The organism is Streptomyces sp. NPDC031379 (assembly GCF_055569615.1).
On the sequence record NZ_JBVIIT010000001.1, the window covers coordinates 239,693 to 251,562 of the forward strand.

Annotated in this window: 11 protein-coding genes; 6 read left to right on the forward strand and 5 right to left on the reverse strand. The window is 73.0% G+C overall.

All coding sequences use genetic code 11. The features are described 5' to 3' along the window. A complete protein-coding gene (locus ACZ5CW_RS01175; protein ID WP_468597240.1) occupies positions 1 to 666 on the reverse strand; it encodes a bifunctional DNA primase/polymerase in 666 nt (221 codons plus the stop codon). A gap of 258 nt (positions 667 to 924) precedes the next feature. Between ACZ5CW_RS01175 and ACZ5CW_RS01180 the strand changes: the two genes are divergently transcribed. Next, positions 925 to 2,310: a transcriptional regulator gene (locus ACZ5CW_RS01180; RefSeq protein WP_468597242.1), complete on the forward strand. Its 1,386-nt coding sequence runs from the start codon at positions 925 to 927 to the stop codon at positions 2,308 to 2,310. A gap of 215 nt (positions 2,311 to 2,525) precedes the next feature. Then, entirely contained in the window at positions 2,526 to 4,202 is a 1,677-nt protein-coding gene (locus ACZ5CW_RS01185) for a hypothetical protein (protein ID WP_468597243.1), read from the forward strand. A 48-nt stretch (positions 4,203 to 4,250) separates the two neighbouring features. Here ACZ5CW_RS01185 and ACZ5CW_RS01190 read toward each other — a convergent pair whose 3' ends face one another. Then, positions 4,251 to 5,576: an ABC transporter substrate-binding protein gene (locus tag ACZ5CW_RS01190; protein ID WP_468597245.1), complete on the reverse strand. Its 1,326-nt coding sequence runs from the start codon at positions 5,574 to 5,576 to the stop codon at positions 4,251 to 4,253. A gap of 117 nt (positions 5,577 to 5,693) precedes the next feature. Here ACZ5CW_RS01190 and ACZ5CW_RS01195 point away from each other — a divergent pair, with 117 nt between their 5' ends. Both ACZ5CW_RS01195 and purU read left to right on the forward strand, forming a co-directional pair. After that, a complete protein-coding gene (locus ACZ5CW_RS01195; RefSeq protein ID WP_468597247.1) occupies positions 5,694 to 6,194 on the forward strand; it encodes an SCO4402 family protein in 501 nt (166 codons plus the stop codon). 46 nt (positions 6,195 to 6,240) lie between these two features. Next, the gene (gene purU / locus ACZ5CW_RS01200; protein ID WP_468597249.1) at positions 6,241 to 7,119 is read left to right on the forward strand and encodes a formyltetrahydrofolate deformylase; all 879 of its coding nucleotides are present in this window, start codon (positions 6,241 to 6,243) and stop codon (positions 7,117 to 7,119) included. An 11-nt stretch (positions 7,120 to 7,130) separates the two neighbouring features. Here purU and ACZ5CW_RS01205 read toward each other — a convergent pair whose 3' ends face one another. Together ACZ5CW_RS01205 and ACZ5CW_RS01210 are read right to left on the reverse strand one after the other, a co-directional pair. Continuing rightward, a complete protein-coding gene (locus tag ACZ5CW_RS01205; RefSeq protein ID WP_468597741.1) occupies positions 7,131 to 8,333 on the reverse strand; it encodes a zf-HC2 domain-containing protein in 1,203 nt (400 codons plus the stop codon). A 62-nt stretch (positions 8,334 to 8,395) separates the two neighbouring features. Further along, complete coding sequence (locus tag ACZ5CW_RS01210) at positions 8,396 to 8,968, reverse strand: RNA polymerase sigma factor (protein WP_468597250.1); 573 nt, start codon at positions 8,966 to 8,968, stop codon at positions 8,396 to 8,398. Positions 8,969 to 9,302: 334 nt separating this feature from the next. Between ACZ5CW_RS01210 and ACZ5CW_RS01215 the strand changes: the two genes are divergently transcribed. Both ACZ5CW_RS01215 and ACZ5CW_RS01220 read left to right on the forward strand, forming a co-directional pair. After that, positions 9,303 to 9,683: an STAS domain-containing protein gene (locus ACZ5CW_RS01215; RefSeq protein ID WP_468597251.1), complete on the forward strand. Its 381-nt coding sequence runs from the start codon at positions 9,303 to 9,305 to the stop codon at positions 9,681 to 9,683. Between the two features lie 153 nt (positions 9,684 to 9,836). Then, on the forward strand, positions 9,837 to 10,349 hold the full coding sequence (locus tag ACZ5CW_RS01220; protein ID WP_468597253.1) for an EF-hand domain-containing protein: 513 nt from the start codon (positions 9,837 to 9,839) through the stop codon (positions 10,347 to 10,349). Here the strand turns inward: ACZ5CW_RS01220 and ACZ5CW_RS01225 are convergent. Then, a complete protein-coding gene (locus tag ACZ5CW_RS01225; protein WP_468597255.1) occupies positions 10,328 to 11,836 on the reverse strand; it encodes a class I adenylate-forming enzyme family protein in 1,509 nt (502 codons plus the stop codon). The genes ACZ5CW_RS01220 and ACZ5CW_RS01225 overlap by 22 nt on opposite strands. Positions 11,837 to 11,870 lie beyond the last annotated feature (34 nt).

The window sequence follows — 11,870 nt, forward strand, 5'->3', positions numbered from 1 at the left end:
TCAGCGGTCCCGGCCGCACGCGTAGGCGAGCGGCGAGATCAGCTCCTCGGCGTCCGGCAGCCAGCGATTCGCCGGGGTCGGCCGGCAGGCCCACTGCACGGCGCCACGAGAGCCGAACCGGGTCGGGGGAGCGGCCACGTACGCCCCCTCGCCCAGAGCGGCCAGATCCAGCGAGGCCGGCGACCACCCGAGCTTGCGCACCAGCTCCGGCACCTTCGCGGACGCTCCCGGCAATACGAAGAACTGCATGCGCCGGTCGGGCGTCAGCGTGACCGGCCCCAGGGTCAGCTCCATCCGCTCCATCCGGGCCAGCGCCAGGAAACCGGCGCTCTCCGGGACGGACAGCGCGTCGAAGGTCCGCCCCGTCGGCAGCAGGATCGACGCCGTCGGCTGCTTCTGCCACATCCGGCGGGCGGCGGTCGCGCTGCCGGTCGCCTGGTTCGCCCAGTCGGGGCGCGCGGGGTGCGCACCCGGCGCAGAGCAGGTGGCCTCGCCGCACGAACAGCGCTGCGCCCCGTCGACCGCTTCCAGCCAGGTGCCCGGGAACACGTCCCAGTGCCGCTCCTCGGCGTAGCGTACGGCGGTCTCCAGCAGTGATTCCCCGCGCTGCTGCGGGATCTGACCGGCAATCTGAGTGTTCTGGGCGCCCGCGATCGTCTCTTCCACGCTCCACTCAACTCCCGGGCTCACCTCGAGTTACGGCCATAGCGCGCGCGGGGGAGGAGCATCGATTCCGCAGTCGGGGCGCATGGGTGCACGGGTGGGGGCGCGCGGGAGGAAGCCGGGCGGGGGCGGGGTAACCAGGGGTGGGGTGGCATCAGCCGTTACCCCGGCAAACCGCACATGTCACGCATTGACGGTATGTCAGCTGGGCAGTGATCTTTCCGAAACGGTCACGCTCCAGGGGTTCGCAGGGGGTAGCACATGGCCGCAAGGCCTCTCGTGGCGAGGCAGCCGAACGAACGGCTGCAGGCACTCATCCAGGAAGCGGGGTGCTCGAACGCCGGGCTGGCCCGGCGGGTCAACATGTGCGGCGCCGAGCACGGCCTCGACCTGCGCTACGACAAGACGTCCGTGGCCCGCTGGCTGCGTGGCCAGCAGCCGCGGGGCCGGGCCCCGGCGATCATCGCCGAGGCGCTCGGGCGCAAGCTCGGCCGTACGGTCACGATCGACGAGATCGGCATGGCCAACGGCAAGAACCTCGCCTCGGGGGTCGGTCTCCAGTTCTCGCCGACGGTACTGGGGGCCATCGAGCAGGTCTGCGAGCTGTGGCGCAGCGACGTGGGGCGCCGGGACTTCCTGTCCGGCTCCTCCGTCGCCGCCTCCGCGCTGGTCGAGCCCAGCCGCGACTGGCTGATCTCGGCGCCGGACGCCCAGGTGGCCCGGCAGGCGGGCCCGCGGGTGGGCCAGTCCGACGTGGCGGCCGTGCGGTCCATGACCCAGGCGCTGACCGACCTCGACCACCAGTACGGCAGCGGGCACGTGCGCCCGGTCGTCGTGCACTACCTCAACAGTGTCGTCTCCGGGCTGCTGGCGGGCTCGTACCGGGAGGCGGTCGGCCGGGAACTCTTCTCCGCCGTCGCCCGGTTGACCGAGCTGGCCGGGTACATGGCCGTCGACACCGGTCAACCGGGCCTGGCCCAGCGGTACTACATCCAGTCGCTGCGCCTCGCGCAGGCCGCCGGGGACCGCGGTTACGGCGGTTACGTCCTGGCCGCGTCCATGAGCCACCTCGCCGCGCAGCTCGGCAACCCGCGGGAGATCGCCCAGTTGGCCCGGGCGGCGCAGGAGGGGGCGCGCGGGCACGCGACTCCGCGTGTGGAGGCGATGTTCCATGCGGCCGAGGCGCGCGGGCACGCCCTGCTGGGCGACGTGCGCGCGGCACAGGCGGCAGGCGGCCGGGCGGTGACGGCGATGGAGGAGGCCGACGCCTCCTCGGGGGACGACCCGGTGTGGATCGCGCACTTCGACGAGGCCTATCTGGCCGACGAGTTGGCACACTGCCACCGCGATCTCGGACAGGCGGAGGCGGCGGCCCGGTACGCGGAGCAGTCGCTGGCCGGACATCCCGGGTCCCGGGCCCGCCGGCGCGCCATCGGCTATGTGCTGCTCGCCACGGCCCAGGTGCAGCAGCGCGAGATCGAACAGGCCTGCAGCACCGGCCTGAAGGCGGTGGAGCTGCTGGAGACGCTCCGTTCCAACCGGGGCGCCGAGTACCTGGAGGATCTCCAGCAGCGGCTGGCGCCCTTCCGGGACGAGGCGGTGGTAAGGGAGTTCGGGGCACGCCTGGATCTCCAGCAGGCCGCCTGACCGGCCCGCTGTCCGAACTTCGCCCCGCGATCGCGTGAACGTGAGGGAACGGCTTCCGGGCGTGCGCCGGTGCCGTGGAACGACGGATCGCGGGGCGGTTCTGTTACTGCCGTCACAGGGAAGAAGATCGCGCCCTGAGCTGCGTGGCACCCGGCTCGGGGGACCCGGTAGCGTGAGCCGACGATTCACAAGGTCCCCCATTAGTAGGAGTCCCGGTGACGCAGAGTGGACAGGGCGAGGAGCCCTCGGCGCGGCCCGCGCGCGAAGGCATCGTGCTGCCCTCCGACGGAGGCGAGCCCCTGCTGCCGGGCACGGCCGGAGCGCCCGCCCCCGCCGCCCCGGCCGGCGGTCAGGCCTGGGGCGGTTCCTGGGGCCCCGAGCAGCAGAACCCCCAGCCCGGCCAGGGCTGGCCCCCGGCAGGGGCCCCGCAGTGGGGCGCCCCGGGCGGCCCCGGGCAGCAGCCCGCGTCCGCCGCGAACCCCGGTCCGCTGCCCCCCGAGGGCGCCCCGGCGGCCTCGTACGGCGGTCAGGCGCCCGGCTACGGCGCCGCCGGCCAGGAAGCGCAGTACGGCGGTCAGGCGCCCGGCTACGGCCCCGGCGGCCAGGAACCGCAGTACGGCGGCGGCCCGCAGCCCGCGTACGGCGCGCCGGCCCCGTACCAGCAGCAGTACCCGGCGCCGGCCGCGCCGCTGCCGCCCGCCGTGCCGGACGGCTACCCGGGCGCCCCGCTGCCCCCGACGGCCGACGGAGCCACCCAGTACATACCGCCGGTGCCCGCCGCCGCGGACGAGGGCGCGACCCAGTACATACCGCCCGTGCAGGCGGCACCCGCCGACGGTGCCACCCAGTACATCCCGCCCGTGCCGGCCGCGTCCGCCGACGGTGCCACCCAGTACATCCCGCCGGTGACGCCCGGCGCGCTGCCGCCGGAGTCCGCCGGCGAGGAGACGCGGTACCTCGGTCACGCGCCCCAGCAGGCGGCGCCCGCGCACTCCGACGCGGAGGCCACGCAGTACATCCCGCCCTACGCCGCCCAGGCACAGGGCGCCGACCGGCAGCCGCCGGCCGAGTTCGACAACCTCTTCCGCAGCGGTCCCGCGGGCGGCGACGGACCGGCCGGGGCCACCCAGCAGCTCCCGCTCGTCGACCAGCCGGACGCCTATGCCGGCCGGCCGCAGCCGTCGTACGGCCGGCCGCCGTCGTCGTACAGCCCGGCGCAGCCCTCGTACGGTTCGGCGCAGGACGACGGCGGGCGGCGCGGGGGCCGGTCGCGGGTGCCGCTGATCGCGGCCATCGGGATCGGCATCGTGGTCCTCGGCGTGGGCGCCGGCGCACTGCTCAGCAGCGGGGGCGGCGAGGACCCGAAGGACGACGGCAAGACGGTCGCCGCCGCGTCCCCGGCCACCCAGGACTCCGCCTCGCCCACCGCCGACCCCGCCCGGCAGCAGGCGGTGGCGCTGGACAAGCTGCTCGCCGACAGCGGCAGCAGCCGCGCCTCGGTGATCCAGGCGGTGGCCGACGTCCGGCAGTGCGACAACCTCGACCAGGCCGCCTCCAGCCTGCGCGACGCGGCCAAGCAGCGCGGCCAGCTGGTCACCCGGCTCGGCAAGCTGACCGTGGACAAGCTGCCGGCCAACGCCGACCTCACCGCCGCCCTGACCAAGGCCTGGCAGGCGTCCGCCGCGGCCGACAACCACTACGCGGCCTGGGCCGACCAGGTCAAGGGCGGCCGCAAGAGCTGCAAGAAGGGCCACGCCCGCACCACCGGCGAGACCCAGGCCGGCAACCGGGAGAGCGGCACCGCCAGCACGCAGAAGGTGAAGGCGGCGGCGCTGTGGAACGCGATCGCGAAGACGTACGGCCTGACCCAGCGCCAGCCCACCCAGCTGTGACGGGCTGACGGCCCCGGGACGGACGGCCCGGGGCCGCGGGCGTGCGGCTCACTGCACGTCCGCGGTCTCCAGCGTCCGGGTCATGTCGGCGATCTTGTTGCTGCCGCCGATGCCCTTGCGGGCCGCGACCAGCCTGCCGTCCTGGACCACCTGGAGGGTCACGTTCGCGTTGACCATCCGCGGGAAGCCGACGGCGGCGAGCTTGCTCTCGTAGGGCCAGTGCAGGGTCGGGGTGAGGCCGCCGGTGGAGATCCGCAGGCCGTCGTTGAGGGTGCGGCGCACGGTGTCGGCGCTCACCTCGCCGGCGCCGATCCTCTCCAGCACGGCCCGGAGCACGGTGTAGGCGATCCAGGTGGTCTGCACCCCGGCGTCCGCGGGGTCGATGCGGTTGTCGCCGAAGGCCTCCTCGTTGATCACCTTCTTCATCGCGCTCCAGCGCGTGTCGGAGGCCGGCGGGTACCAGCCGGTGATGTACGACCCCTCGTACGGGCTGGACGCCCCGCCCGTCGCGTTGATCACCGTCTGGTCGACGCTGCCGAGCACGGTCGCGGTGCGCACCGCGGGGTAGTCCTCCCGGGCCCGCCGGAAGGAGTCCATGAAGGTGTCGGTGCGGTCCCCGAGGGCGGGCACCACGCAGCCCTTCCTCGTCACGTTCCTGGTCGCGTTGCGCAGCGCCTGCTCGGCCTGGCTGCCGTACTCGGTGGCGTCCTCGGCCGCCAGCTGGTCGCCGGCGACCGGGTGCCCGTCCGCCTCGAGCCCCGAGTCGAGCATGGCGGGCAGCTCGTCCCCCGCGATGCTGTCGGGGCGCACCAGGACGACGTCGCCGCAGGTGTCCGCGAGGGCCTTGCCCAGACCGGCCAGCAGGGCGGGCTGGCCGCCGTTGACCGGGTACGACATGGAGCCGGTGAACTCGTCGTTGGTGACGCCGTAGCCGCCGATGTAGGGGATGCCGGCCCCTTCCAGCGGGGCGAGGTAGGAGTCGGCGAACTGGCTGTAGGAGCCGACGACCGCGACCACGCCCTCGGCCGCCGCGCGCCGGGCGCACTTCGCGGCACCCACGCTGTCGTTGTGGTCGTTGCAGGTCAGGACCTCGAGCCGGCGGCCGTTGAGGCCGCCGTGGGAGTTGATCCACTTCGCGTAGGCGCGGGCCATCGCGGGCATGCCGGGCTTGTTGGTGGCGTCGCTGTCCTGCGGCGCCCAGGTCATCACCCGGACCGGATCATCCCCGGAGCCCCCCGTGGCACCGGGGATGACCCCGCATCCGGCGGTGAACGACGCACACAGCGCCAGGGCGCCCGCGGCCAGCGCGGTGCCTCTGACGGGCCGGGAGAGTGCGGGAGGGAAGGTGCTGCGGATGCGTCGCCTGCCGGTCATGCACACGCACGATTCCCTCACATCACTAACCCGAGAGTGACCCTCGTTCAACGAAAGGTGACATCCGGGTGAATTGCGGGGGCCGGTGAGACGCGTGTGGCGAAGAACGTACGATCGATGACCGTGCAAGGTTCGGAGAACTCTTCCCGTCGCGGCCGCCGCTCCTCCACCATGGGCGGCATGCCCCTGAACGACATGCCGTGGTGGCGCTGGCGCAGCAATGTGCGCTCGGCGCTGCACATGCTCTCCGACCCGGTGTTCCAGCGGGACGTCTGGCTGGCCGGCGTGGACGGGTTCGGTGACGTCACCGACGCCGTGTACCGGCTGGTGGAGGACACCTGGCTGGACAACTGGTCGGCGGAGAAGTACGTCGGAACGATATTCCGGGACTCGCAGGAGGCCGCGCTCGTCGACACCGCCGTGCTGCGGGTGCTGCGGATCATGCACCAGGTCGGCCCGGACGCGCCGGTCTCCGCGTACCTCGACCACCACGGGTGGCCGGAGGCGGTGCGGGCGGCGCGGGACGCGCATCTGCGCCTCGCGGCGAGCGACGGCGACGACCCGGAGGTCCCGCCGCGGAGTCTGGAAGTGCTGCGGATCATGACGAGGTCCGCGTAGCGGACGGCGGCCCGGGGCGCGGGGCCGGTATGGGACCCTGTAGTGCATGAACGAGCAGTCCGCGACCGCCGCCCCGGCCGACCAGTACGTCCTCACGCTCTCCTGCCCGGACAAGCAGGGCATCGTGCACGCCGTGTCCAGCTATCTGTTCATGACCGGCTGCAACATCGAGGACAGCCAGCAGTTCGGCGACCACGACACGGGTCTGTTCTTCATGCGTGTCCACTTCTCGGCCGAGGCGCCGGTGACGGTGGACAAGCTGCGGGCGAGCTTCGCCGCGATCGGTGACTCCTTCCACATGGACTGGCAGATCAACCGGGCCGACGCGAGGATGCGCATCCTGCTGATGGTCAGCAAGTTCGGGCACTGCCTGAACGACCTGCTGTTCCGGGCCCGGATCGGCGCGCTGCCCGTGGAGATCGTGGGCGTGGTCTCGAACCACACCGACTTCGAGGAGCTGGTCGGCTCCTACAACATTCCGTTCCACCACATTCCGGTGACGAAGGACACCAAGCCGGAGGGTGAGGCGCGGCTGCTGGAGATCGTGCGCGAGGAGAAGGTCGAACTGGTCGTCCTCGCCCGTTACATGCAGGTCCTCTCGGACGACCTGTGCAAGCAGCTCAGCGGCCGGATCATCAACATCCACCACTCGTTCCTGCCGAGCTTCAAGGGCGCGAAGCCGTATCACCAGGCGCACGCGCGGGGTGTGAAGCTGATCGGCGCGACGGCGCACTACGTCACCGCGGATCTCGACGAGGGGCCGATCATCGAGCAGGAGGTCGAGCGGGTGGGCCACGACGTGACGCCGGACCAGCTGGTCGCCATCGGGCGGGACGTGGAGTGCCAGGCGCTGGCGCGGGCGGTGAAGTGGCACGCGGAGCGCAGGATCCTGCGCAACGGGCGCCGGACCGTGGTGTTCGCCTGAGAGCCGCGGGCCTACATGCGGCTCAGTGACGCTGCCGCGAACAGGACGTCCCTGATCGCCTGGCGGTCGCCGTCCTGACCTGCCGCCGCGTCCTCCGGTGACAGATGGCCCGCTGCCAGCTTGCAGAACTCCACGCCGTCCAGGGCGACATGGGCCACCTCGTGGTCCGTGGAGCCCACGGCCGCCGGTGAGTCCAGGGGGATCAGCCACTCGCCGCCCGCCGTGCCCTCGATCTCCAGCCGCAGCGTGCGCCCCGGCGTCCCCGCGGGGACCAGGTGCGCGGTCGGCCCCGGTGCGGAGAGCCCCGCCCGGCGCCGCTCGGCGAGCACGGCCGGCAGCATGCGGGCCGCGAGGTCGATCATCCGGTTCAGATGACGCGGCGCGGGCGGCTCGTAGGGGTAGTCCACCGCCTCCGCGATGTCCTCGGCGTGCACCCAGCACTCGAAGGCGCGGTCCAGCATCGCGTCGTGCAGCGGCAGTTCGAAGTCGCCGTACGACACCGCGAGTCCGTCCGCCCGGCCGCCCGTGAACGACGCCGTCCGCACCAGGCTGTGGCTCTGCTCCCGCCAGGGCCCGCGCACCGAGCGGGTCGGCGGGAAGTGGGAGGCCCGCCAGAACGCCTCGGTGCGTCCGGCCGGGCCCGCCATGGTCTTCTCCGCCGCGTCGGCGGCCTCGGCCAGCGGGTCCTCCAGGCCGAGCGCGGTCGCGATCAGCCCGTCCACCGACAGCAGGTGCGCGATCACGCCGGCGACGGTCGTACGGCGGCTCGTCGCCGTGTCGGCCTCGAACCACCGCAGCCGCACCGGCGCATGCCACTCCGCGTCCCCGAAGTCCTGCAGCAGCGCGTCCAGGCGCGCGGCCTCGGCGTCGTACGGTGCCGCCCAGCCGGGTACCGGGATGCGCGGCGGCCGGCGGTCCAGGCAGCTGTCCAGGACGCGGGTGCGCAGGGCCGGGTCCAGATCGAGGCTCTCCGGCTGGTGCAGCAGCCCGACCGCCTCACGCAGCCGGCGGGCCTCGTCGGCGCAGCTTCCGCAGGCGCCCAGGTGCTCCTCCACGGCGGCCGTCTCCGCCGCGGAGCAGGCGGCCAGCGCCCAGGCCCCGAGGAGCGACTTCAGGACGTCGTGCGACAGGTCGAGCGGCACGGGCGGGAGATCCCCCAGGTCGGCGAGGCGGGGCAGCGGAAGCCCGCTGTCCTCGACGGAGGCGCGGGGCATCGGTATGCGCGGGGGCCTGACCGGATCGTGCTCGTCGTGTTCCTCGAACCGTCCCTCCCCGCTCACACCGCACCCCCGTATCCCGGAGGGGTCCCGGCGTCGTGGGCGGTGGACAGCAGTTGCAGTCCGAGGCGGAGCCGGCGGCGGGCCTCGTCCTCGGTGACGCCGAGGTCGGTGGCGGTCTGGCGGTAGTCGCGGCGCTGGAAGTAGGCCAGTTCCAGGGCGGCGCGCAGCGGGGCGGGCATGGAGTGGACGATGTAGTCGGCGCGGGCGGCGACCGAGGCGCGGCGCACCTTGCGCTCCAGCTCCTCCGCGGAGTCGCCGTCCCCTCGGGGGAGCGCGGCTCTCTCGCTGTCGCGCAGCCGCTGCACGGCGAGCCGGTGGGTCACCGCGGCGACCCAGGAGCGCAGGGGGCCCTGTCTGGGGTCGTAGGTCTCGGGGTGCTCCCAGACGTGGGCGAAGACCTCGCGGGTGACGGCGTCGGCGGCCTTCTCGTCACCGAGGACGCGGTGGGCGAGGCTGTGCACGAGCGAGGCGAACCGGTCGTACAGCTCACCGAGGGCGGCCGCCTCCCCTCGGGCCAGCCGTTGCTGCATCTTGCGGTCCCAGCGGGGCGGTACGTCCTTCTTGGCCATGCGGTCCCCTCCCCTCACCCGTGTCCGGCCCGTCCAGCCTGTCGGTGCTGTCCCCACGAATGTAGTCGGCACGTCCGACAGTGCACGCCCCTTCGTGTCAATGTGCGCCCCCCGAAGCGCCGCAGGTGATAGTGCCCTCTTCACACAACCTTCACGCAAGGCGCGTGCATCTCTGATCGAACAGGATCGATAGTGACCGAAACAAGCCCCTTGTCGATCGCCCGCGGTTTGTTGCGCCACGTTTCAGGGAACGGCCGCTGGGCAGCCGCGCGGAAAGAAGCGTAGGAACTGCTTCCGTTTCCGGGCGGTTCCGGGTTCCGGCGAGCGGAGGGGCATGGCCGTGGCATTCAAGGTGACCGGCGTCGAACAGGGCGAGTGGGCCGTGCTCCGGGTGTCCGGGGAACTGGACCTGATGACCTCGCCGGTGCTGCGGCAACGGGTGCACGACGTCGTCGCCGAGGGCCACCACAGCCTCGTCGTGGACCTCTCCGACGTGTTCTTCTGCGACTCCAGCGGGGTCGGCGTCCTGGTCGCCGCCCGCCGGCTGATCCGCTCCTGTCAGGGCCGGCTGCGGCTGATCCTGCCCGACCGGGGCGCCGACGACGGCTCGCACGTCAACCGGGTGCTCGGCGCGCTCGGTGTCCGCCGCCTCTTCGACGTCCGCCCCGACCTCGACTCCGCGACCACGGACGAGGCCGGTCCGCTCTCGGCCTGAGGGGTGCGGGCGCCTTCGCGACAAAGACACGCCCGTGTCGCGGAATTCCCCCGGTCTCGGCACAACCGCCGGTTTTTCGCCGTCCGGCGGCCGTCCGCGTCGTACGCTCCCTGCCAGAACGACCCACGCACAGGTAAGGCGGCCCGAACAGACATGGTCAGCACCGAGTACGAACGCAGGATCGCCGCCCGGTTCGCCACCTTCGACCAGGACGGCAACGGCACGATCGAACGCGAGGACTTCAGCGCGGCGGCCAAGGCGCTGCTCGCCGAGTTCACCGTGACCGCCCGCTCCGACAAGGGGCAGGCGCTGTACGCGGGCGCGGAGGCCTTCTGGCAGGGCATGGCCGGCATCGCGGACCGGGACGGCGACCAGCGCATCACCCGCGAGGAGTTCGTCACCGGCGCGGTCAAGCGGCTGCGCGACAACCCCGACCGCTTCGCCGAGATCGCCCGCCCCTTCCTGCACGCGGCCCTGGCGGTGGCGGACACGGACGGGGACGGCCACCTCACGGTCGCCGACGCCGCACGCGTGCTGCGGGTCCTGCACGTACCGCAGTCCGTGGCCGAGGCGACCGCGGCGGCCCTCGACACCGACGGGGACGGCAGGATCGGCGAACCGGAGATCGTCCCGGCCTTCGCCCGCTACTTCACCGTTCCCGAGTAGCGCTCCCGCAGCTTGTACTTCAGCACCTTGCGCAGGGTGTCGTTGCGCGGCAGCGCCTGAACCACCTCCAGCCGCTCCGGGAGTTTGTGCACGGACAGGCCCTGGGCCCGCAGGTGCGCGACGACGTCCCGCAGGGTCAGCCCGGGTGCGCCCGCCGGCTGCTCCACCACCGCGCAGACCAGTTCCCCGCGTTCCGCGTCCGGCAGACCGACGACCGCCGCGTCCGCGATCGCCGGATGCGAGGCGAGCAGGTCCTCGATCTCCTTGGCCGAGATGTTCTCGCCCTTGCGGATGATCACGTCCTTCAGGCGGCCGGTGAGCACCAGGTGCCCGGAGCCGGTGACATGGCCCAGGTCGCCGGTGCGCAGGAAGCCGTCGGCGTCGAAGGCCGCCGCCGTCTGCGCGGGGTCCAGGTAGCCCTGGCAGACGGCCTCGCCGCGCAGCCGTACCTCGCCGTCGACGATCCGGATCTCCATGCCCTCCGGCGGGCGCCCCTCGGTCGTGGCGAGGTTGTCGGCGGTGTCCTCCGGGTCGCCCATGGTGATCATCGGGACCTCGGTCATGCCGTACCCGTGGGTGAGCTGGACGCCCATCTCGCCGACCACGCGGTGGTACAGCTCGGGAGGCTTGGGGGCGCCGCCCCCCGCGAGGATCCGCAGGGAGGGGATCAGCCTCTCGTCCGGCCGCTTGCGCTGCTCGGCCAGGAACAGGGAGTAGAAGGCCGTGGAGCCGCCGGCCACCGTCACCCCGTGCCGCCGGTACTCCGCCAGCGCGTCCGGCAGCGCGAAGTGCTCGGACATCACCGCCGGGAAGCCGAGGAGCAGGAGCATCACCGTGTAGTCGGGGCCGGCTATGTGGGCGTACGGGAAGGCCATGGAGCCGACGTCGGCCGGCGTCAGGCGCAGGGCGTGGGCGAGGCAGGAGCCGCCCGCGATCAGGGAGCGGTCGGTGTGCAGCACGCCCTTGGGATCGGAGGTGGTGCCCGAGGTCCAGTAGATCCAGCGGACCGAGGTGCCGTCGGCGGGCGGGGCGGGCAGCACGGACGGGTCGCCGTCGGGAAGCGTGTCGTACGCCTCGAAGACGCCCTTGGCACCCAGCCGCCGGGCCATCTCCGTGTGGTCGTAACCCCGCCACACGCCCGGGACCGCGAAGAACTCCGCCCTCGACTCCCGGAGCGCGAAGCCGACCTCCCGGTCCCGGTAGAAGGGGATGACCGGGGACTGCACGGCGCCCAGGCGGGCCAGGGCGAAGGACAGCAGGGCCGTCTCGATGCGGGTGGGCAGCTGCCAGGCGACCACCGTGCCGGGGCGCACGCCCATGCCGTACAGCCCGGCGGCGACCCGTTCGGCGCGGTCGCGCAGGGCGCCGAAGGTGAGCACCCGGTCCTCCTGGAGCAGCACCGGGAGCCCGGGGGTGAGCCGGGCGCGCCGGTCGGCCAGTTCCCACAGGGTGCGGGAGGAACTCAGGGAGTGCGGGGTCCCGTTCACGTATGCCCCCTCCTTGGCTGACGACTCGTCAGGT